The sequence below is a fragment of the Thermophilibacter provencensis genome, assembly GCF_900128445.1.
GTDB lineage: Bacteria > Actinomycetota > Coriobacteriia > Coriobacteriales > Atopobiaceae > Thermophilibacter > Thermophilibacter provencensis.
Map to the genome: position 1 here is coordinate 1,992,422 of NZ_LT671417.1, position 20,011 is coordinate 2,012,432.

Annotated in this window: 23 protein-coding genes and 3 pseudogenes; 14 read left to right on the plus strand and 12 right to left on the minus strand. The window is 67.0% G+C overall.

Features of this window, described 5'->3' with window-relative positions; all coding sequences use genetic code 11:
- The first annotated feature begins 8 nt into the window (after positions 1 to 8).
- Positions 9 to 734 (plus strand): tRNA threonylcarbamoyladenosine dehydratase, encoded by a 726-nt coding sequence (locus BQ7391_RS08950; protein ID WP_075280284.1) that lies wholly within the window; start codon positions 9 to 11, stop codon positions 732 to 734.
- Between the two features lie 33 nt (positions 735 to 767).
- Here BQ7391_RS08950 and BQ7391_RS08955 read toward each other — a convergent pair whose 3' ends face one another.
- Positions 768 to 1,355, minus strand: a complete 588-nt coding sequence (locus BQ7391_RS08955) for a flavodoxin family protein (RefSeq protein WP_075280285.1) — start codon at positions 1,353 to 1,355, stop codon at positions 768 to 770.
- A gap of 229 nt (positions 1,356 to 1,584) precedes the next feature.
- Between BQ7391_RS08955 and BQ7391_RS08960 the strand changes: the two genes are divergently transcribed.
- Positions 1,585 to 2,037, plus strand: coding sequence for a GNAT family N-acetyltransferase (locus BQ7391_RS08960; protein WP_075280286.1), 453 nt, complete (start codon positions 1,585 to 1,587; stop codon positions 2,035 to 2,037).
- Here BQ7391_RS08960 and BQ7391_RS08965 read toward each other — a convergent pair.
- A complete protein-coding gene (locus BQ7391_RS08965; protein ID WP_083662170.1) occupies positions 2,016 to 2,999 on the minus strand; it encodes a carbon-nitrogen hydrolase family protein in 984 nt (327 codons plus the stop codon). The two genes, BQ7391_RS08960 and BQ7391_RS08965, sit on opposite strands and share 22 nt — an antisense overlap.
- 247 nt (positions 3,000 to 3,246) lie before the next feature.
- Between BQ7391_RS08965 and BQ7391_RS08970 the strand changes: the two genes are divergently transcribed.
- Positions 3,247 to 3,768: a nitroreductase gene (locus tag BQ7391_RS08970; RefSeq protein ID WP_075280287.1), complete on the plus strand. Its 522-nt coding sequence runs from the start codon at positions 3,247 to 3,249 to the stop codon at positions 3,766 to 3,768.
- A gap of 86 nt (positions 3,769 to 3,854) precedes the next feature.
- Here the strand turns inward: BQ7391_RS08970 and BQ7391_RS08975 are convergent, their stop codons facing one another.
- Entirely contained in the window at positions 3,855 to 4,724 is an 870-nt protein-coding gene (locus BQ7391_RS08975; protein WP_075280288.1) for an aldo/keto reductase, read from the minus strand.
- A gap of 145 nt (positions 4,725 to 4,869) precedes the next feature.
- Between BQ7391_RS08975 and BQ7391_RS08980 the strand changes: the two genes are divergently transcribed.
- Both BQ7391_RS08980 and BQ7391_RS08985 read left to right on the plus strand, forming a co-directional pair.
- Positions 4,870 to 5,736, plus strand: coding sequence for a LysR family transcriptional regulator (locus BQ7391_RS08980; protein ID WP_075280289.1), 867 nt, complete (start codon positions 4,870 to 4,872; stop codon positions 5,734 to 5,736).
- 462 nt (positions 5,737 to 6,198) lie between these two features.
- Complete coding sequence (locus BQ7391_RS08985; RefSeq protein WP_083662171.1) at positions 6,199 to 6,540, plus strand: helix-turn-helix transcriptional regulator; 342 nt, start codon at positions 6,199 to 6,201, stop codon at positions 6,538 to 6,540.
- A 105-nt stretch (positions 6,541 to 6,645) separates the two neighbouring features.
- Here BQ7391_RS08985 and BQ7391_RS08990 read toward each other — a convergent pair whose 3' ends face one another.
- Together BQ7391_RS08990 and BQ7391_RS08995 are read right to left on the minus strand one after the other, a co-directional pair.
- A complete protein-coding gene (locus BQ7391_RS08990) occupies positions 6,646 to 7,803 on the minus strand; it encodes an iron-containing alcohol dehydrogenase (protein WP_075280290.1) in 1,158 nt (385 codons plus the stop codon).
- 245 nt (positions 7,804 to 8,048) lie between these two features.
- Positions 8,049 to 8,900 (minus strand): aldo/keto reductase, encoded by an 852-nt coding sequence (locus tag BQ7391_RS08995; RefSeq protein ID WP_075280291.1) that lies wholly within the window; start codon positions 8,898 to 8,900, stop codon positions 8,049 to 8,051.
- A 186-nt stretch (positions 8,901 to 9,086) separates the two neighbouring features.
- Here BQ7391_RS08995 and BQ7391_RS12010 point away from each other — a divergent pair, with 186 nt between their 5' ends.
- Complete coding sequence (locus BQ7391_RS12010) at positions 9,087 to 9,356, plus strand: hypothetical protein (RefSeq protein WP_083662172.1); 270 nt, start codon at positions 9,087 to 9,089, stop codon at positions 9,354 to 9,356.
- Here BQ7391_RS12010 and BQ7391_RS12015 read toward each other — a convergent pair.
- Positions 9,353 to 9,535: a hypothetical protein gene (locus BQ7391_RS12015; protein ID WP_083662173.1), complete on the minus strand. Its 183-nt coding sequence runs from the start codon at positions 9,533 to 9,535 to the stop codon at positions 9,353 to 9,355. The two genes, BQ7391_RS12010 and BQ7391_RS12015, sit on opposite strands and share 4 nt — an antisense overlap.
- Before the next feature lie 324 nt (positions 9,536 to 9,859).
- Between BQ7391_RS12015 and BQ7391_RS12020 the strand changes: the two are divergent.
- The 4 genes and pseudogenes from BQ7391_RS12020 to BQ7391_RS09015 all read left to right on the plus strand — a co-directional run.
- Positions 9,860 to 10,486: pseudogene (locus tag BQ7391_RS12020) on the plus strand (MFS transporter); the annotation flags it as partial.
- 117 nt (positions 10,487 to 10,603) lie between these two features.
- Entirely contained in the window at positions 10,604 to 11,119 is a 516-nt protein-coding gene (locus tag BQ7391_RS09005; protein ID WP_075280292.1) for an alpha/beta hydrolase, read from the plus strand.
- Between the two features lie 35 nt (positions 11,120 to 11,154).
- The gene (locus BQ7391_RS09010) at positions 11,155 to 11,856 is read left to right on the plus strand and encodes an alpha/beta hydrolase family protein (RefSeq protein WP_075280293.1); all 702 of its coding nucleotides are present in this window, start codon (positions 11,155 to 11,157) and stop codon (positions 11,854 to 11,856) included.
- Positions 11,805 to 12,431: a nitroreductase family protein gene (locus BQ7391_RS09015; protein ID WP_075280294.1), complete on the plus strand. Its 627-nt coding sequence runs from the start codon at positions 11,805 to 11,807 to the stop codon at positions 12,429 to 12,431. The genes BQ7391_RS09010 and BQ7391_RS09015 overlap by 52 nt, the downstream gene beginning before the upstream one ends.
- A 325-nt stretch (positions 12,432 to 12,756) precedes the next feature.
- Here the strand turns inward: BQ7391_RS09015 and BQ7391_RS09020 are convergent, their stop codons facing one another.
- From BQ7391_RS09020 to BQ7391_RS09040, 5 genes are all read right to left on the minus strand, one after another.
- A complete protein-coding gene (locus BQ7391_RS09020; RefSeq protein WP_075280295.1) occupies positions 12,757 to 13,440 on the minus strand; it encodes a hypothetical protein in 684 nt (227 codons plus the stop codon).
- Positions 13,425 to 14,222 (minus strand): prolyl oligopeptidase family serine peptidase, encoded by a 798-nt coding sequence (locus tag BQ7391_RS09025; protein WP_200799602.1) that lies wholly within the window; start codon positions 14,220 to 14,222, stop codon positions 13,425 to 13,427. The genes BQ7391_RS09020 and BQ7391_RS09025 overlap by 16 nt, the downstream gene beginning before the upstream one ends.
- 80 nt (positions 14,223 to 14,302) lie before the next feature.
- Positions 14,303 to 15,319: a DUF362 domain-containing protein gene (locus BQ7391_RS09030; RefSeq protein ID WP_075280296.1), complete on the minus strand. Its 1,017-nt coding sequence runs from the start codon at positions 15,317 to 15,319 to the stop codon at positions 14,303 to 14,305.
- 24 nt (positions 15,320 to 15,343) lie between these two features.
- A complete protein-coding gene (locus BQ7391_RS09035) occupies positions 15,344 to 15,985 on the minus strand; it encodes a flavodoxin (protein ID WP_083662175.1) in 642 nt (213 codons plus the stop codon).
- 19 nt (positions 15,986 to 16,004) lie between these two features.
- A complete protein-coding gene (locus BQ7391_RS09040; protein WP_075280297.1) occupies positions 16,005 to 16,853 on the minus strand; it encodes an aldo/keto reductase in 849 nt (282 codons plus the stop codon).
- Between the two features lie 135 nt (positions 16,854 to 16,988).
- On the opposite strand from BQ7391_RS09040, the gene BQ7391_RS09045 reads away from it, so the two are divergent.
- The gene (locus tag BQ7391_RS09045; RefSeq protein ID WP_075280298.1) at positions 16,989 to 17,873 is read left to right on the plus strand and encodes a LysR family transcriptional regulator; all 885 of its coding nucleotides are present in this window, start codon (positions 16,989 to 16,991) and stop codon (positions 17,871 to 17,873) included.
- A gap of 140 nt (positions 17,874 to 18,013) precedes the next feature.
- On the opposite strand, the gene BQ7391_RS09050 is transcribed toward BQ7391_RS09045, so the two are convergent.
- Positions 18,014 to 18,370 carry a winged helix-turn-helix transcriptional regulator gene (locus BQ7391_RS09050; RefSeq protein ID WP_075280299.1) on the minus strand — a complete coding sequence of 119 codons (357 nt, stop codon included), beginning with the start codon at positions 18,368 to 18,370 and terminating at the stop codon, positions 18,014 to 18,016.
- A gap of 123 nt (positions 18,371 to 18,493) precedes the next feature.
- Between BQ7391_RS09050 and BQ7391_RS12790 the strand changes: the two are divergent.
- The 3 genes and pseudogenes from BQ7391_RS12790 to BQ7391_RS12210 form a co-directional block, all read left to right on the plus strand.
- Positions 18,494 to 18,745 (plus strand): annotated as a pseudogene (locus tag BQ7391_RS12790) (MarR family transcriptional regulator); the annotation flags it as partial.
- Between the two features lie 79 nt (positions 18,746 to 18,824).
- Positions 18,825 to 19,508: an MATE family efflux transporter gene (locus tag BQ7391_RS12205; RefSeq protein WP_075280300.1), complete on the plus strand. Its 684-nt coding sequence runs from the start codon at positions 18,825 to 18,827 to the stop codon at positions 19,506 to 19,508.
- A 12-nt stretch (positions 19,509 to 19,520) separates the two neighbouring features.
- Positions 19,521 to 19,982, plus strand: a pseudogene (locus BQ7391_RS12210) (hypothetical protein); the annotation flags it as partial.
- Between the last annotated feature and the right edge of the window lie 29 nt (positions 19,983 to 20,011).

Sequence of the window (20,011 nt, forward strand, 5' to 3'; positions counted from 1 at the left end):
GAGGCAACGTGGTGGAGACGGCGACGGACAGGCTGAGGCTCATCCTCGGAGACGAGGGGCTCGCGCGGCTCGCGGAGGCGCGCGTGGCCGTGATCGGCCTCGGCGGCGTGGGATCCTCCTGCGCGGAGGCGCTCGCGCGCGGCGGCGTGGGGCGCCTCGTGCTCCTGGACCGCGACGTGGTGGCCCCGAGCAACATCAACCGCCAGGCGCTCGCCTTCCAGAGCACGATAGGCCGCCCCAAGGCCGAGGTCATGGGCCAGATGGTGCTCGACATCAACCCCGCAGCCACCGTTGAGGCGCACGTGGCCTTCCTGGACAAGGACGCGCTCCCCGAGCAGATGGACGCCCTCGGACGCCTCGACTACGTGGTCGACGCCATCGACACCGTGGCGCAGAAGCTCCGCCTGGCGCAGTGGTGCCAGGAGCGCGGCGTGCCCGAGCTCTCCGCGATGGGCGGGGCCAACAAGCTCGACCCGTGCCGCCTGCGCTTCGCGCGCATCGAGGACACCGTCAACTGCCCGCTCGCGCGCGTCATGCGGAAAGAGTGCCGCCGCCGCGGCATCCGGGGCCTGCGCGTGCTCTTCTCTGACGAGAAGCCCGTTCGCATGGAGCGCATCTCCGACGAGCGCTGGCGCGAGGAGGGGTCGCTCCTGGGCACGATGAGCTACCTGCCGCCCATCATGGGCCAGATGATCGCGAGCCGCGTGATCCGCGACCTTCTGGGCTGGGCGTAGCGCGGCGCGCGAGGTCGCCCGCGCCCGCGGGCCCTACTCGGCCGGATAGACCGTCCGGCCGAACTCGTATGCCTCCTCGAGGTGTGCGGTCTTATCGATCTGGGGGCCGCCGTCGGTGTCACCGCAGCCGCCGGCGAGTAGCATGCCCCTGTCGCGGTAGCCGATGTAGTTGACGACGCACTGGCGATAGTAGCCAACGGCCAGCTCAAACGTCCAGAAGAAGTCGTCCGCGGCGGTCATGAGCAGGGCGCAGTCGCGCACGTCGTACTTCTCGTATCGGCCGTGCGGCGGGTTGGGGTCGGGCTGTGCCAGGCAGTAGAAGCGCTCGATGAACGCCTTCATGCGCGCCGGGAGGGTCCAGTAGTAGAGCGGCGACGCAAGCACCAGCAGGTCCGCGGCGAGCACCTTGGGCGCGATGTCGTTGAAGGCGTCCCTCTGCACGCACGGCTTGCCGTAGCGGCACGCGTTGCAGCCCAGGCAGCCGCGGACCTCGTTCTTGACGAGCGAGACCACCTCGACCGCATGGCCCGCGTCGCGCGCGCCTGCGCAGAAGCGCTCCACGAGCTGGGAGGTGTTGCCGCGCGGGCGGCCGCCTCCCTGAATGACCAGGATGTTCTTCATATCCGACGCCTCTCCCGCAATCTGCCGCACGTTCTTCTCGCCCCATGATACACAGCGCCATGCGGGCGGGATGCAGACGCTCTGGGATGCAGACGCTCTGGCGAGAAGGACCGTCCGCGAGCCGCCCTCGCACCGGATGTGGGCAGCTCGCGGTCGCTTTCCCGCCCGAGTTCATCCGGAACCCGCACCTATGTCAGGATGACGTGACGGCCAGAAGAGAGGAGCCCCCATGTCCGACGCCACAATCCGCCTCGTGACCGACCGTACGCCCGAGCTCGTGTCGCAGCTCGCCCGGGTGTGGGAGCGCGCCGTGCGCTCCACGCACGCGTTTCTCACCGAGGAGGGCATCGCAGAGATCAGGCCCTTCGTCCCGCAGGCGATCCAGGGCGTGGGCGCGCTCGCCGTTGCCGAGAGGGACGGCGCTCCCATAGGCTTCATGGGCGTGGAGGACGGGCGCCTGGAAATGCTCTTCCTCGACCCGGACGCGCGCGGGCAGGGGCTCGGCCGCGCGCTTCTCTCCCACGGCATCGAGCGCCTGGGCGTCACCGAGCTCACCGTCAACGAGCAGAACCCCCAGGCCGTGGGCTTCTACGAACACATGGGCTTCTCGACCTGCCACCGGACGGAGACCGACGAGGAGGGCTGCCCCTACCCGCTGCTCTACATGCGACTCGGGAGGTAGGACAGAGGGCGCAAGGCGACGCCGATGGCGGACGGCGAGCGCAACCCCTCCCTGACGACGAGCTCCAGCACGTCCGGCCGGGCGTAGTGCCCCACCGCGTCGTGCTCCATCTTGCACGCGGCCGGCAGGCTCATGTCCAGATCGGCGTAGGCGATCGTCTCCTCGTCCCAGACGGGCTCCGTCACGTAGTGCCCATAGGGGTCGATCACGCAGCTGCCCCCGCGGCACACCGTCTCTGGCAGCCGGGAGATCGCGTCCTCCTCGTGGAGGCCCGAGGGGTAGGAGGAGCGCCGGACGATCATGTCCGCGTTGATCACGTAGCACTTTCCCTCGATCGCGATGTGCTGGACGGTTGCCTGCCACTCGGGGTTGTCGTTGGTGTTGGGCGCCAGATAGATGGTGACGCCTCTCTGATAGAGCGCGACCCGGGCGAGGGGCATGTAGCTCTCCCAGCAGATCAGACCGCCCATGGGGCCCCACGGCGTCTCCGAGATGGGAAAGTAGCCGCGGTTGGCGTCTCCCCAGACGGTCCGCTCGGAGCCGGTGGGCTTCAGCTTGCGGTGGACCTTGTGGGAGCCGTCCGGCTCGAAGACCACGTTGCTGTTGTAGAGCGTCCCGCTGACCGCGTCGCGCTCGGAGAACCCCAGGCTGATGTAGGCGCCGGTCCTTTTCGCCCGCTCGGCGAGCGCGTCGAACTCCGGCCCTCCCTCGATGACGGAGGCGTCGTAGTAGCGCTTCCAGTCCCTCCTCCCGTCCTCCGTCCGCTTGCCCATGCTGAAGCCGAAGCTCATCCCAATTGGGTAGCCGGGGATGAAGAGCTCGGGGAAGACGATGAGGTCCGGGCGCCGGGGCGCCGCCTCGTCGATGAGCCGCAGCGCCTTGGCGAGCGAGGCCTTCTTGTCGAACATGACCGGCTCCGCCTGCACCAGGGCGACCTTGCACGCTTCCTTGACGTCCTTCATGGGGAATCCCTTCGACGTGGCTTCACCGCATTGTATGCCACCACGTCCTCGGGCGCAGAAGGGCCAGAAATCGGCGAGAAGAACCTCCGCCTGCCCGCTTGACACGACACAAAGAGCGCTCATAATGGGGGCAGAAAATCCAAGCGGATTTTTCCGGATGCCGCCATCATCTTTTCGCCGCTCACCTGCCTCGGGCAGATGGGCGGTTTTTCTATATTGGCGGGTCCGGCGGGAGAAGGGACATGGCATGGCAAGCGACCTCATCGACCTCATCAAGACGCGCAGGAGCGTGCGCAGCTACAAGGCGGACCCCGTCCCCCAGGAGCTGCTCGATACCGTACTTGAGGCGGGCACCTACGCGCCCACGGGCGGCGGGCACCAGTCTCCGGTGATCGTTGCGGTGACGAGCCCCGAGACCCGCGAGCGCCTGCGCGCACTCAACGCCGCCGTCATGGGCAAGGACACCGACCCGTACTACGGCGCGCCGGCCATCGTGGTGGTGCTCGCCGACGGCGAGCGCGGCACCTTCGTGGAGGACGGCTCCTGCGTGCTCGAGAACCTCATGCTCGCGGCGCACGCCGTGGGCCTCTCTAGCTGCTGGATCCACCGCGAGCGCGAGATCTTCGACGGCGCTGAGGGCAAGGCGCTCCTCAGGGAGTGGGGCCTGCCCGAGACGCTGCGCGGCGTGGGAGCCATCGCGCTGGGCTACGCCGACGGCCCCGAGCCCGCCGCCGCCCCGCGCAAGGACGGCTACGTGCTGCGCGTGTAGCTCAAACGATTCACACGTTCCGGAAAGGGGCGCTTTGCCGGCAGCATCGATGCTCCCAGCAAAGCGTCCCCTGTCCGCCTGCGTCGCTAAAGACGAGTCCTCACGCTGCTCACGCCGTGGAGCATCTTCACAAACGCCGGATCGTCGTGGTTCACGATCTCGCTGTGGTCAAGGGTGAGCTCGGCAATCTGCGCCATGTCATCTGCGGTAAGCTCGAAGTCCCACACGTCGATGTTCTGCTCCATGCGGTCGCGGTGCACGGACTTGGGGATGACCACCACGCCGCGCTGGATGTTCCACCGCAGGGCCACCTGCGCCGCAGTCTTGCCGTACTTCTCGCCGATCGCGATGAGGACAGGGTGCGTGAAGATGCCGTGGTTGCCCTCGGCGAAGGGGCCCCACGCCTCGGGCACCACGCCGTACTCGCGCATCGTGGCAAGCGCCGCCTCCTGCGAGAAGAACGGGTGCAGCTCCACCTGGTTCACGGCAGGCGTCACCTCGACGGTCTCGCAGAAGTCCGCCAGGCGCGCCGGGTAGAAGTTGCACACGCCGATGGCGCGGACGGTGCCGGCACGATACGCCTCCTCCATGGCGCGCCAGGCTCCCACATAGTCGCCGAGCGGCTGGTGGATGAGATAGAGGTCCAGGTAGTCAAGACCGAGCTTGTCGAGCGAGATCTGGAGCGCCGCCTTGGCGCCCTCGTAGCTTGCGTCCTGCACCCAGAGCTTGGTGGTGACAAAGAGCTCCTCGCGCGCCACGCCGCTCTCGCGGATGGCGGCGCCCACCGCCTCCTCATTCATGTAGGCGGCCGCCGTGTCGATGAGGCGATAGCCGCAGTCGATGGCGTCGAGCACCGCCCGCTTGCATACCGCAGGGTTGGGTACCTGGAACACCCCGAAGCCCTCGCACGGCATCTCGATACCGTTGTTGAGCGTCACGGTCTGAACGTTTGCCATGGTAGATTCCCTTCTCGCCTAATCGCACCGTCCTTTGACCCCACCATCATGCTGCGAAAAGCGAATGCCGCGCCCTACGCATTCGAGCAGTTAGCATGCATAACGTGCATACTGAGAAGGACACACCAGAACACGGGAGACGCCCATGACCATCGAGCAGCTCGAGCACATAGCCTGCGTCGCGCGAACGGGATCCATCTCCCGCGCCGCTGCGGAGCTCCATATGTCCCAGCCGGCGCTCAGCCGCTCCGTACGACGGCTCGAGGAGGAGCTCGGTTGCGACCTGTTGCGCCGCACCGCGAACAGCTCGGCACTCACCGAGGCAGGCCGCATCGCGGCGGACTACGCCGACGACCTGCTCCGCACCTATCGCCGCATGCGCGACGAGCTGTCCTCGCTCGAGAAGCGCCGCCGCACGCTGCGCGTTGGCACCTGCGCGCCCGCGCCGCTCTGGCGCGTCACGCAGCTCGTGGTGGAGACCTTGCCCGGCACCATCGTCGCCTCGGAGTCGCTCGACGCGCAGCATTTGGAACGCACCCTCATGGAGGGCACGCTCGACGCCGCCATCATGCTGCGACCGCTCGCGCTTCCCGGCTTCATCTCGCAGCCCATCATGACCGAGAGCCTCTCGGTGCTCCTGCCGCGCACGCACCCCCTTGCAACGAAGCGGGCGCTGCGGTTCAGGGACATAGACGGTGAGGCGTTCCTTGTATACGCCAACATCGGCTTCTGGCGCGACGTCGTCGAGCGCGAGCTGCCGCACGCCACGTTCCTCTGGCAGGACGACCGCTCGATGTTCGAGATGCTGCTCCCGACGAGCGACGCGCTCGCGTTCAGCACGGATGCCTCGGGGCCGTATACGGCGCACGAGTCCGACGGACTCGACAACCGCGTCACGGTCCCGCTCGTCGACGCCGGCGCCCGCGCCACGTTCTACCTCGTGTACCGCACGAACGAGCATGGCCGAGGGCCGGAGTTCATCGAACGCATGCTGCCGCGACTTTCTCACTGAGCCGCACGGCGCCGGCCGCTCGGGGCAGGCGCCGGATTATGCCCTCGAAATAACGTACATTTCAGCTAGGCGTTCTTCTCGCCAACTGCGAATACAATTATCGTAACCTTTCAAATGTATGTTATTTTGCCGGCGCCCCATACATGTACGCGAAGATATCGCACCGAAGCGACGCATCCTGGACTGCATATGACGTGCCGAGGGCGTACGCCCGACCAAAGCCTCGCAGCCAAAAGAACGGCGCGCACCTTACCGATTTCTCCAGCTCTTCTCGACGTCCTGCCAGTTGGCGTTGCGCAAACTTATAGCCTGCAGGTAAACGGCTATGTCAAGGACTCTTGACACGCGACTCTTGTCGCCCGGCAAACTTTGACCGGACCTATTGATGGTACGATGCGGCGCGACATGTCATGGTCTGAGCCGTAGGGGTCGCATCGAAATGGGACGAGAGGAGCGACGGGCATGGAGGCTGGCTCGCGCATACGCAAGCTGCGCCAAGAGGCGAGCATGTCGCCGGACGACCTTGCGGCGCGCGTGTACGTGAGCCGCCAGATAATCAGCTCCTGGGAGAACAACAAGACCTGCCCGGACGTCCAGAGCCTGCTTCCGCTCTCCGAGATCTTCGATGCGACCGTGGACTCCCTCATTAAAGGAGATGTGGATGCCATGACCACGACCGCTGACAACGACATCAAGACCATGAAGCTCCTGAGCTACACGATACTCGGATTCCCGCTGCATTGGGTGCGCGCTCGGATTCGTTGGGGCCTGACGCCACAACCTGCAACGAGTGGCGTTTCCTAAACGGCCATCTACCTGCGGAGATGCAGATATCCGCAGGTAGATGGCCTATTTTCGGTGCTTAGAAAAACGAGGTTGTTGCAGGGCGACAGGGCGAGAAGGACCGTCCTACCGGCACTCGGTCAGGATCTGGAACACCTCGTCGCGGCTCAGCTGCTTGGCGCAGCCGGGCGTGAGAACGCACGTGTCCGCCACGGCGCGCAGCGTCTCGTCGGAGGCGTCTCCGCCGAGCTCGGCAAACGTGGTGGGCAGTCCCATCTCCGCCGTGAACGCGGCGAGCGCGTCGATGCCCGCCATGGCCGCGGCAAGGTCGTCCTTCTCGGCCACGTTCCAGACTTCGCGCGCCCAGCGGGCAAACTGCGCGGGCGCCTCGGGCGCCAGGTGGCGGTAGAGCGCCGGGTGGATCACCGCGAGGCCCATGCCGTGGTTGGTGTGGGTGTAGGCACCGTACTGGTGCTGGATCATGTGCGCCTGGAAGTCCGTGACCTTGCCCACCTTGAGCACGCCGTTCTCGGCCATCGCGGAGTCGTAGACAAGCTCGCTGCGCGCCGCGAGGTCTTGGTCGTCCTCGGCCACGGCACGCATGCTGCGGATGACGTTCCTCTGGATGGCAAGGTTGATGTCGTCGGTGACGTTGGCCTCGCGCGGGGTGCCGAAGTAGCTCTCCATGCAGTGCGAGAGCGTGTCGTAGGCTCCGCTCATGAACTGCATGTGCGGCACGGTGAGCGTGAGCGCCGGGTCGAGGGCTGCCCAACGGGGCAGCGCACCCGCGAAGGGACCCTTCACGTGCGTCTCCTCGTTGGTGATGACGGCGCCGTCGTTCTGCTCGGCGCCGGTGCCGGAAAGCGTCACGATGCAGGCCATGGGGATGAACTCGGTGGGCATACGGCCGTCTGCGTGCTCGTACTTCTCGATGTCCTCATCGAGGCACGCCTGGGCGGAGACCACCTTGCAGCAGTCAAAGACCGAGCCGCCGCCCACCGCCAGGATGAAGTCAACCTGCTCGGCGCGGGCGAGCGCGGCGCCCTCCTGGCACTTCTCGTAGGTGGGATTGGACATGATGCCGCCAAAGTCCACGATGCGCTTGCCGGCCACACGAAGCTTCTCGACCACGTGGTCGTACACGCCGGTCCGCTTGACCGAGCCGCCGCCGTAGGCGAGAAGGACGGTCTCTCCCATAACGTCGAGCTCGACGTCGAGCGCCCGGTCAACGGCACCCTCGCCGAAGTAGTTCCTCACGGGGTAGTCATAGGTGAATGCGTTCATGCTGCTTCCTTTCTGGGATCTACTGCCAACTTGGGCTTGATGTTCCGGGTACGTACACCCCGTCTCCGGGTACGCACACTGTTGCGTAATTCATGCGGTACCACGCAATCGAATATCCCCAGGTAGGCTGCCTTGCGATAAGAACATCAAACATAGAAATATGTACGTACCCGCGCGGGAAGTGTACGTACCCGGACCATGGCGCATGGCGCCCGCGCAAGACGCCCCCTCCGCAGGCGACGGCGCTACGCGCTGCGGGAGAGGCCGGCTATCATCTCGACGATGGCCGGGTCATGATGGTCGAAGAACGTGCTGCGGCCGGTGTCGAGCATGCGGATCTGGTCCATCTCGGCGTCGCTGAGCGTGAAGTCGAAGACGTCGAAGTTCTGCTCCATGCGCTCGCGGCGCACGCTCTTGGGGATGCAGACGATGCCGCGCTGCAGCTGCCAGCGCAGAACCACCTGCGCCACGCTCTTGCCGTGCGCCGCGCCGATCTGCGCCAGCACGGGGTTGTGGAAGAGGTCGTTGTGTCCCTCGGCGAAGGGCGCCCAGCCCTCCATGGCCACGCTGCGGCTCTCAAGGTAGGCCTGGTCTGCCGTGCGCTGGAAGAAGACGTTGCACTCGATCTGGTCCACGGCGGGCGCCACGTTGGTGAAGGCCATGAGGTTGGCCAGGTGGTCAGGGTAGAAGTTGGCCACGCCGATGGCGCGCACCACGCCCTGCTCGTAGAGCTCCTCCATCGCGCGCCACGCGCCGAAGATGTCACCGAAGGGCTGGTGGAAGAGGTAGAGGTCGATGTAGTCGAGCCCCAGGCGCGTGAGCGAGGCGTCAAACCCGCACTTGGCGCCCTCGTAGCTCATGTCGGACACCCAGAGCTTGGATGTGACGAACGCCTCGTCGCGCGCCACGCCGCTCGCCCTGAGTGCCGCGCCCACCGCCTCCTCGTTGCCGTAGCTCGCGGCGGTGTCGATGAGCCGGTAGCCCACCGAGAGCGCGTCCTCCACCGCACGCTGGCACTCGGCCGCATCCGGGATCTGGTACACGCCAAAGCCGAGCTGCGGCATCTCCACGCCGTTGTTCAGGGTGATGTGGTCCATTGTCTCCCCTTTCTCGGAGATCTGTCGACCAAACCCTACGGCGCCCCGGGCACTCCCAGAAGTCTCCGTTGGTGTGCGGGTTATAACCACGGGGTAGCAAACCCATTGGTTATAAGGCGCGCGCCAACCGGAGGTTCCCCTCCGCCCGCTCGCTCGGTACGCTCAACCCGGAAGAGGGTGGCAGCGATGCGCGAACAGGGCACGACAGGGGTCGAGAAGAACGCCGGCATGGGCGGGATGCTTGTCGCCATCATCATGGGCGCGCTCATGCCGGGGTGCGACACCACGATCGTGGCCATAGGCATCCCCGCGCTCATGGACGCCTTTGGGATCGACACGGTGGCCGTCCAGTGGGTCTCTACAGGCTACCTACTCGCGCTTGCCATTGGGATTCCGGTGGCGGGCTGGCTCGAGCGCGCCCGCGACGGGCGCTTTGCGTGGCTGCTGGGGCTCTAGGCCTTTCTCGCCGGCTCGGTGTGCTGCATCGCCTCGCCCACGTTGCCCGTCCTCGTGGCGTCGCGCGTGGTCCAGGGCTTTGCGGCGGGCATGCTCATCATGCTCATGACCACGCTGCCCGTCGAGATGGCGCACGCCCGCGGCCTGATCAACGTGAGCTCCATCATGTCCACCATCATTGCTGCCGCTCTCCTGCGGCCCCATCTTCGGGCCCGTCATCGGTGGCGTCATCCTCAACTTCCTGAGCTGGCACTGGTTCTTCATCATCAACGTCCCCATCGTGGTCGCGGCCCTCTTTCTGGGCGAGAAGCACGTGGAGGGCGTACCTCGGCCCGCGGCGCAGGCCCGCCCCTTCGACCCGGTGGGCTTTGTCCTCGTGGCTGCGGGCATCCCCCTTCTGATCTTTGGGTTCACGGAGGCGAGCCAGGGAGGCGACCTTGCCCGGACGACGGTCACCCTGCCTCTGCTGGGCGGGGTGACCGCGCTCGCGCTCTTCGTGGCATGGCCGCCCCGCCCGCGACCCGCGCCGCTCGTTCGTGGACGTGACGCTCATGCGCCACCGCTCGGTTCCCACGGCGTCCGCCGCCATATTCATGGCGGGCGTGACGCTCTACTCGGCCCAGTTCCTGCTGTCGCTCTACTATCAGGAGCTCCTGGGCACGGACGCGCTCGGCGCCGCCCTCATGCTGCTTCCCCAGGGCGTGGGGGCGCTGCTCTCCCGCTCGCTCGCAGGGCGTCTGACGGACCGCTACGGCGGGCGGGTTGTCGCGGCGGGAGAGTTTGCCGCCACGGCGCTCACCACGGCACCGTTCCTGCTGCTTGACCCACACGCCCCGAGCCTGCTCACGGGGACCCTCCTCTTTGTGCGCGGGCTTGCCGTGGGCATGCTCATCGTGCCCATCACCACGGGCTCCTATGTGAGCGTGCCGGACGACGCCATCCCGGACACCGCTGTCATCGTGCGCATGTTCCAACAGGTGGGCGGCTCGTTCGGCACGGCCGCCGTGGCCGCTATGCTCGCGACGGCGGGCAGCCTTCCCGTGGCGTTTGCCGTCGTGGTGCTTGCCTCTGCGCTCGGCGCCGCGGCGGCGCTCACGATGACGCACAAGCGGGCGAGAAGGACGTCATAAGTCTGGGATGACCTCTACTCGGAGGACGAGAAGGACACCGACCCCACGCTCGCCGACACGGGCCTCTTCCGCTTTGCTGCCAAGGGGGCGCCGCAGGGCGAGCGTGCGCCCTTCGCCGTGGTCTCAGCGGGCGGCGGCTTTGCCTACGTGGCGGCGATGCATGACTCGTTCCCGCACTGCCTGCACCTGGCACGCGCGGGGCTCAACGGCTTCGCGGTCATCTACCGGCCCGACGCCCAGCTCGCCTGCGAGGACCTTGCCCGCGCCGTCTCCTTCATCTTCGCGCATGCCGAGGAGCTGGAGGTGGATACGGCAGGCTACTCGCTCTGGGGAGGGTCCGCCGGCGCCCGTATGGCCGCCTACGTGGGCGGCTACGGGCCCGCGGCGTTCGGCGGGGACGAGGTGCCCCAGCCCGCGGCAGTGGTCATGCAGTACACGGGGCACCGGGATCTCTCGGGCGCCGACCCCGCCACCTACGCCTGCGTGGGAGACCGCGACGGCATCGCCAACTGGCGCACCATGCAGGCGCGCATAGACGAGTTCACGGCGAGCGGCGTGCCCACCGAGTTCCACGTGTACGAGGGGCTCGGCCACGGCTTCGGGCTCGGACTCGACACCGTGGCGGAGGGCTGAATCGACGACGCCATCGACTTCTGGTTGGAGCAACGATGAACATGACGAGACGGACGTTCTTCTCGGCAGCGGCACTGGGAATCTCGACATTGGCCGCAGCCTGCTCGCGCGGCACGGACAAGCATCCCGCCGAAGAGAGCACGGGCGACGGGGTACGCGAGCTCGTAGCCCTGCCCGTCGACGAGGAGGGCCTCGCCCAGCTGGCGACGGGCCACGTGAGCCCCGACCCCTCCACGGTGACAGGCACGATACTCACGGCGGAGGTGAAACCCCGCACCCCGCAGCGCCTGTTCCTCTGGGGGGAGGGGCGCATGCCGGCGGTCACGGAGCCATCCGCGAGCGGCTACGACCCGGCGGGCTTCCGCCCCGCCGTTACCTCGGTTCCCGTTCCGGAGGGCACCCCGGTGAAGGGCGCCGTCCTGCTCTGCGCGGGTGGCGCGTTCCTGGTGCGTGCGGACAATGCGGACTGCTACCCCACGGCCGAGGAGCTCGCCCGCCGAGGCTATCAGTGCTTCGTGGTGGACTACCGCGTGCGGCCCTATACCCAGGCCGAGGACGCCGCAATGGCGTCGCTCGCGCCCGAGGAGCAGGCGCTGCTCGTAGGGCTGCACGAGCGCTTCACCGAGCGACTGTCGGAGCTGATGGAGCGGGAGCCGCGGGCTACCGTAGCGAGGAGAGATGACCCATGGAACTCTACGAGGCAGTCTACCAGCGGCGGACGGTGCGCGAGTTTCTAGACAAGGCCGTCGACTTCGAGGTCCTGCGCCGCATCCTCGAGGCCGGCAACGCCGCCCCCACCTGGAACCACGACCGCAACTGGAGCTACATCGTCCTGCGTACGCCCGAGGAGAAGGAGTTCGCCTTCCCCGAGGCCAAGAAGATTGCGGAGAAGTTCGACGCCGAGGCCTACCTCAACAGGCCGAAGCCCTACCCCACCACGCTCGGGCAGTACATGTACGCCCACGCCATGCCCCGGCAGTACTCGATGCTCGCCACCGCGCCTTACATGGTGATCCCGGTCTTCAAGTGCAAGCAGCTGAACGGCGAGTGGGTCTCCAGGCTCAACCCCTTCGCCACCATCTGGTGCGTCATCGAGAACATCTTCCTCGCGGCAACGGCCGAGGGACTCGCCCGCTCCATGCGCATCCCCTTGAGCGAGGAGCACGACGCCGTGAAGAAGCGCCTCAAGGTGCCGCCGACGTACATGATTCCGGCGTTCATCGGCATCGGCTACGCCGACCCGGCCGAGCACCAGCTCGAGCAGGCCAAGGCGGACCTGGACAAGCAGCTTCACTTCGGCCGCTGGAGGTAGGACGCAAGGGGTGATCCGTCGGCTTCAAGCAACCACTGCCATGCGGGTATTTGGACGATGTACTTGCCATCTCGTTCGAGCATCTCCGACGTCCTATTGCCGACGATAAGCACGCCCGTATCTTGCCTGCTCTGGTCAAGTGCTTCCCAGAGCGCATCTTCTGGTCATACGTGTTAGCAGAGTAAAACCGCCAATATTTGAATAAGTGGCAGTATTGCCCTGACAGCAGTCATGGATATAATCTCGCCGAACTTTTATGGCGATTGAGAAAAGTTCGGTGATTCCAGCCCTGTCGCTTTCATTCGTGACCAAGTTCATCGTTCGCTCAGCACGTCTTACGGGCTTTGAGCGCGTGCATGGCAATCGCCCCCAACAGGGCAGAGAGAGCAGCCACGACACCGTGCTGCGCAAGATAAATCGGAAGCGGTGCTTCGGCGGGCAGCACGAAGGGAGCTCGAAGCGTTATGTAGTCCCAAAGGTGAAGAGACGCAAATTCACAAACGCCAGCGAGAGCGATAACCGCCCAGATGACAAGCCCGACGATGCGCACGGGAGAGCGCTTGCCTGCACGAGAAGCGCCGCTTGCCCTAAGGAACGGCGCCGCATGCATCCCCGCATGGAACGGGAAGACCAGAAGCGCAAGGTACGAGGAGCTCAGATGCGCCGCACGAGCCGCAGTATCAAAGGGCTGCAGCGCGGGGAACAGCCCTGAGAGGACGAGGCCGCTCAAAGCGAGCGACGGCATGAGGAGCAGCGATGCGCAGGCCATGACGGCAAAGGCGGCGCGCGCTGCGGTCATGCGTCCGCGCCCGAGTGAGCGCAACCACGCTCCGTTGATGGCGAGATGAGCACCGGCAACGATGACCAGAGCAGCGCCCAGCACCGCATGCAGGTCTTCCGGCATCAGCTGGTAGCCCATCTGGGCGAGAAGGAGACAGGCGAGGGCAACGTCGAGGACGCGACGTACGCACCGCCGGCGCTGCGCCCTCTCAGTTAGGAGAAAAACCATCGCATGATCTCCTCGTCGTGGGCGAAGAGGTAGCCGCCGGCACCGTGCTGACCGACGTCCTCGGAGAAGCCGTGCTCCGCGAAGTAGCTCGTCGGCTTGACATCGAGCACTACGAGCTCGTCGATTCGGTCCTCGGAGAGCCCCCGCGCGCGGTACGCGTCGCAGATGCGGGCGTACGCCTCGCGGGCGGGCTCGGGCCCGTAGTAGTCGTCCTTCTCGCCAATGGCCATGTAGACGGGGACCTCTGCCTGCACGAGCGCCTCGATGTTGCCGTCCCAGCACGAGATGGTGTGGAGCGCCCGGCGGTAGAGCTCCGGGCGCGTGCCCAGCACGATCGAGATGGTCTCCCCGCCGCCCGAGCAGCCGGAGAGGTAGACCCGCTCGGGGTCCACGCTGTAGGCGCCGAGGAGCCACTCGGTGAGCTCGATCACGTCCGCCGCGGACCGCTCGCCCCAGTCGTCGAGCTGCAGCGAGGCCACGATCATGTCCGGCACGTAGCCGTTGGCCACGAAGGGATAGTCCTCCTGCAAGTTGGCGCCCACGCCCTGGAAGTAGAGCCCTTCCCAGCCAGGGCAGGCCACGTAGAGGGCGTAGGGCGCGGACCCGTCGTAGGCGTCCGGCACGTGGAGCGAGAAGTGCAGCGTGCGCCCGGACGGCGTCTGCAGGGCGTCGTCAACGACGAAGCCGCGGTCTGTCTGCGACCCCTCCGTGAGGACGTAGCCGTCAAGCTCACGGACATCCGCGGCCTCCCCGGGGCCTGAATCGCCACCTCTCGACGCCACCGAATCCTCCACTGCAGAGCATCCGGTAAGAGCAAGGGGCGCAGAGGTGGCGAGTGCAAGGAAAGTCCTTCTCGTGACATTCACGCCCCAACCTCCACGAGCCGGTAACCGCGGCTGCCCAGCCCGATCTTCTCGGCGTGCTCGAGCACGTGCTCGCCGCCCAGGCTCTCGATGCGCCCGATGAGGTCGGCCGAGTCGTCGTCCGAGCTGTAGACGAGGTCGACACAGGCCTGATCGAGTGCCACCGGGTCGGCGCTCGCCAGAATCCCGATGTCGGCCATCTTGGCGGGCGCGGGGCTGGAGTCGCAGTCGCAGTCCACGCTCAGGTGGTTCATCGCGTTCACGAAGAGGATGTTGCCGCCCACGGCGTCCACCACGGACTTGGCCGCCTCCGCCATGCACTCCTGGAAGGCCGCCGTCTCGCCGCCCCAGGGGCTGTCGTGGCTCCGGCCGTCCGTGTGGATGAGGCACTTGCCCTCGCGCGATGCCATGCCGATGGAGATGTTCTTGAGCGCCCCGCCAAAGCCCGCCATCGCGTGCCCCTTGAAGTGCGAGAGGACGAGAAACCCGTCGTACTCGGGAAAGTGCGCGCCCACGAGGTTCTCCGTGAGGTGCTCGCCTCCCTCGACGGGGATGGAGGCGGAGCCGTCCTCGTCCATGATCTGGACGTCGGCGATGCCGGTGTAGCCGTGCTCGGCCGCCACCTCCAGGTGGTGCGCGGTCTCTCCGCGCTCGCCGCCATAGGCCGTGTTGCACTCCACGATGGTCCCGTCCACGGCGCGCACGAGGCCGGAGATGAGCTCCGGGTCGAGCGGGTTGCTCCCGGGCTCGCCCGTGGAGAGCTTCACGCCCGTGCGCGCGCCCGAGAACGAGGTCCCCAGCGCGTCGAAGACGGCCTGCATCGCCTCGGGGCTCACGTCCCGGACGAGGTAGACCGCGGGCTCCGTGCCGCCGGGCTCCGCGGCGCGGCCCTCGTGGGCGGCGTCGTCGACCTCGCCCTGCGGCATGGCGCCGTTTGAGCAGGCGGCAAGCCCCGTCGCGGCGAGCGCCGCCATGCTCACGAACGCCCGGCGCGTAAGGTGGTTCTCTCGTGCCATCAAAGGCCTCCTCGTCGCTGCTTCCTATAGGCCAAGGCCAGACGCCCAGTCGCGGACCTCGGACTCGTCCGCGCCGGACGAGAAGCGCTGGCCCTCCTGCCACTCCCCCGTGCCCGCCGCCTGGGCCAGGAGCTCGCCGGAGCGGCCGAGGCCCGAGGACGCGGAGGTGCAGAACGGGATCGCCGTCTTGCCCTCCCAGTCGTTTCCGGTGACGAAGCCGCCCACCGGCCACGCCGCGATACCCCACCAGATGGGGTAGCCCACGAACACAGTGTCGTAGTCCTCCCAGCCCTCGGGCGTGACCCGCTCGAGCGGCACGTCGCGCAGGCTCTCGTCGTCGTGCTCGCGGCTCACGCGGCTGTCGGGGTTGTTCCAGTTGAGGTCGTCGTCCGTGTAGGGCTCCGTCGGCGCGATCTCAAAGAGGTCTGCGCCGAGCTCGTCGGCGATGGTCTGTGCCACGGACTCGGTGTGGCCCTGCGCGGAGTAGTAGGCAACGAGGACGCTGCCGCCCGCAGCGCCGCCTGCCGGTGCGTCCTCGACGGCGGCCGGCTCATCGGCGGCCTCGGCGTCATCCTGCCAACCGCCGTCACAAGCGGTGAGCAGCGCGGCGAGCGGTACTGCGGCCACGGCCGCCCTCAGGAAGTTGCGACGCGTCATGATGCTCATGAGAATCCCCTCTCTGTCCCTAGTCCTGGGCGTCAAAGTTGGGGCGCGTCGCCAGATAGCCCAGGAGCTGCGCCTTGTTGGCCTTGTAGTACTGCTTGGTGCCGTCAAGCCGGGCAATCTCGGCCATCTCCCCGTCGGTGAGGGCAAAGTCGAAGATGTCCGCGTTGTCCGCGATGTGCGCGGGGTTCTTGGAGCCCGGGATCACCGAGGTGCCCATCTGCGTGTGCCAGCGCAGGATGACCTGCGCGGCGGACTTGCCGTACTTCTCGGCCAGGCGCTGGAAGACGCCCTCCTGCTGCAGACCGGCGTCGCCGTGGCCGAGCGGGTACCATGCCTCGATCACGGTGCCGTAGGGCTCGAGGTACGCGCGCAGGTCGCGCTGCTGGTGGTAGGGGTGGCACTCCACGGTCACCAGCTGCGGCGCCACCTCCGCGCGCTCGATGACCTCGGCGATCTTGTCCTGGGGGAAGTTTGAGAGGCCGAGCGCGCGGACCTTGCCGGCGCGGTAGGCGCGCTCCATCGTCTCCCAGGCGGCAAGGTAGTCCCCGACGGGCTGGTGGAGGATGAGCATGTCAACGTAGTCGAGCCCCAGGCGCGCCAAGGTGGAGTCCACGGCGGCGTCCCCCGCCTTGTAGACGCTCGGCCACAGCTTGGTGGACACGAAGATCTTCTCGCGCGCGATGCCGCTCTTGGCGATGGCGCGGCCCACGGCCCGCTCGTTCATGTAGGCGTTGGCGGTGTCGATGTGCTCGTAGCCCGCGGCCAGCGCCGCCGTCGCCGCTGCCTCGGCCTCCGCCGGACTCATGAGGAAGGTCCCCAGGCCCATCACGGGCATCCGCACGTCGTTGCTGAGCTTCAGGTACTCCATGTTTGCTCCCTTCGTTTGGCTCTTCTCGACACTGACTCTACGGGGCCGGGCGCCGCACGAGAAGTTCACGTTGGAATGGGGGATATAACCCCTGGGTATATACTGACGAGAAGAACCCGAGGGACGGGAGCGCCCATGTACAACCCGCAGCTCGACACCTTCATCCGCGTGGCCGAGGCCGGCAGCTTCTCCAAGGCGGCGCAGGACGCCTTCATCACGCCCACCGCCGTGATCAAGCAGATGAACCTCTTGGAGTCGCGCCTGGGGCTCACGCTGTTCCGCCGCTCCCACCAGGGCCTCTCGCTCACCAAGGCCGGCGAGAGCCTGCTCAAGGACGCGCGCCACATCGTGCGGTACTCGCAGGAGTCCGTCGCCCGCGCCCGCATGGCGGAGCGCGCCGAGAAGCGCGTAATCCGCGTGGGCGTCTCGCTCATGACGCCGTCGACGCCGCTCGCGAGGCTATGGCCCCGCGTGAAGGAGCGCTGTCCCGGGATGAGCCTGCAGGTCGTGACCTTTGAGAACGGGCCCGAGGCCGCACGCGGCCTCGCCGACCTAGGGCGGGACATGGACGTCGTGGTGGGCGTCTTCGACGACAACTTCCTCGCCGAGCACGGCTGCGCCGGGCTCGAGCTCTCCCGCGAGCCACTGTGGTGCGCGGTGCCCGTGGGAGGCGAGCTGGGCGCGCTCGACATGGTGACGCTGGACGCGCTGCGCGGCCACGACCTCCTGCTCATCCGGCGCGGCTGGAACGCGGACATCGACGCCCTGCGCGACCGCATCCACGCCGACTGCCCGGACGTCCGCGTTGAGGACTTCCCGCAGTACCGCGCCGAGGTCTTCAACCGGGCGGCAAACGAGGACCTGGCCCTGGCCACGCTGCCCGTCTGGCGCGACGTGCACCCGCTGCTGCGCACGGTCCCCACCGACTGGGGCGTCACCGTGAGCTACGGCGTGCTGCACGCGCCCGAGCCGGCTCCGCACGTCGCGGAGTTCCTGGACGCGGTGCGGGCGGTGGCATAGCCGGCACGCATCGGACGCGCAAGACGACGCCACCGAAAATTAATCCGCCCTGAATTAATTGCGATTCACATAATCCCAGTTGGTAGAGAAGCCATCGTGCCAGAGGGCGGATTAATAATCCCGATCCGCCCGAGCCGTTCTCATCTGCGCGGCATGTGCTCCGCGCCCCAGACGCAGAGGCCGTCGAGCACCACCATGAGCGAGTCCCCCAACGACGTGAGCGAGTACTCCACGCGCGGGGGGATCTGCGGGTACTCGCGGCGCGCCACGAGCCCGTCGCGCTCGAGCTCCTTGAGGTTGGCCGAGAGCGTCTTGTCGGCAATGCCACCCAGGTAGCGCCGCATCTCGTTGAAGCGCACCGGCTCGTACTCCATGAGGCAGTAGGGGATCGCCATCTTGTGCTTGCCCTGGATGAGCGAAAGCGTGTAGCTGTAGGCGGTGTCCTGAAACCGCGCTTCGGTGATGTCGCCCGCGGCCGCCGCGTTCTTCTCGCCCATGCGCGCTCCGACCGGTCAAAAGGGACAGGCACTTTTGACCACTTTATCACGTCACACATCATCAGAAATCAGATATAAACCCCTCTGCTATATCCGATTTCGGATGATTTGGAGGGATAGGCCGTGACGTCAACGGATGAGCTTCACGTCGCCTACAACTGCACCAGCAAGGAGCTCGAGCAGCTCTATCACGCCTACGCGCGACGCGCGGGCGTCTCTGATGCCGCTCTGTGGCTCCTGTACGTGATTCGCCTCGGCGGGAGCAGCCTCACCCAGGCGGCCATCTGCGCGGACTGGCACTATCCCCCGCAGACCATCAACTCTGCGCTCAAGCGACTCGAGGCACAGGGGCTCGTCGCGCTTGCGCCCGCAGCCGGCAGCAGGCGCGACAAGACCGCGCGGCTTACTCCCGAGGGCTGCTGCATCGCGGAAAGCATTATCGACCCCCTTATCGATGCAGAGCGTTCCGCCCTTGCCGACCTGTCGCCCGAAGACCGCTCAGCACTCATCTCGCTCAGCCGTCGTTACCTCGACCTCCTGGGCGAGCGCCTTGGCGCGCTCGAGGGGGGCGCTCTTCGCCGGGGCGCCCCTCATCATGTCGCTCATGGGCGCCACGGGCGAGCTCGCGGAGCTCGCCGTAAGCTACCTGCGCGTCTATGCGCTCTGGTCCCCTCTCACGACGCTCTTCTATGCCATGGACAACTACATGCGCATCTCGGGCTACCTCAAGGCCAACATGGCGCTCTGCGTGCTCATGTCCGTGCTCGCGCTCGTGTTCGAGGTGCTCTTCCTCGGCGTGCTGGGCTGGGGCATCTGGGCGGCCGGGCTCGCCTGCAGCCTTGCCATCCTGTTCTGCCTCGTCCCGGAGCTCGTCCCCTTCGTCGCGCGACGCGCCACCCTCGCCTTCTGCCGGCCGCGCTTCTCGCTCGCGCTGGTGCGCCGCATCTTCGCCCGCGGCAGCCCCACCTTCCTCAACAACGTGACGCAGCGCATAGCCTCAATCGTCATCAACGCCGTCCTCGTGCGCCTGGGCGGCGAGGCCGCGGTCTCCGCCTACGGCGTGCTCATGTTCGTGGACGGCTTCGTGCAGCCGCTCTTCTACGGAACCTGCGATGCGCTGCAGCCCGCCGTGAGCTAAAACTGGGGCGCCCGTCGCTACAGCCGCGTCCGCGCCCTCGAGAAGCGCTGCTTCCTCGCCGCGGCGGCCATCGGCGCCACGGCCGTGACGGTGGTCGCGCTCTTCCCGGGCGCGCTCATCGCCCTCTTCATGCCCGACGCCGCAGGCAAGGTGCTCGCCCTCTCGCGCGGCGCGCTCGGCCTCTTCACCATCACGTACCTCTTCCGCTGGCTCTCCTTCGCCACGCAGAGCTACATGAACGCCATCGCCAAGCCGCTGCCGGCATCGGTCATCTCCGTGAGCGCGGCGCTCGTCTTCCTGCTCGTGCTCCTCGTGGTCCTGAGCCCACTTGGGCTCAAGGGCATCTGGCTCAACTTCCCCGGCACGGCCGCGCTCTGCGCGCTGCTCTCGGCAGGCGTGCTCAAGGCAGCGAGCGCCGAGACGCTCCGACCGGACGGAACGAGGGAGGGCCTTGGGGCGAGCAAGGCCCGCTGATGCCGAACCCCCCAGAGAAAGCCAGCAAC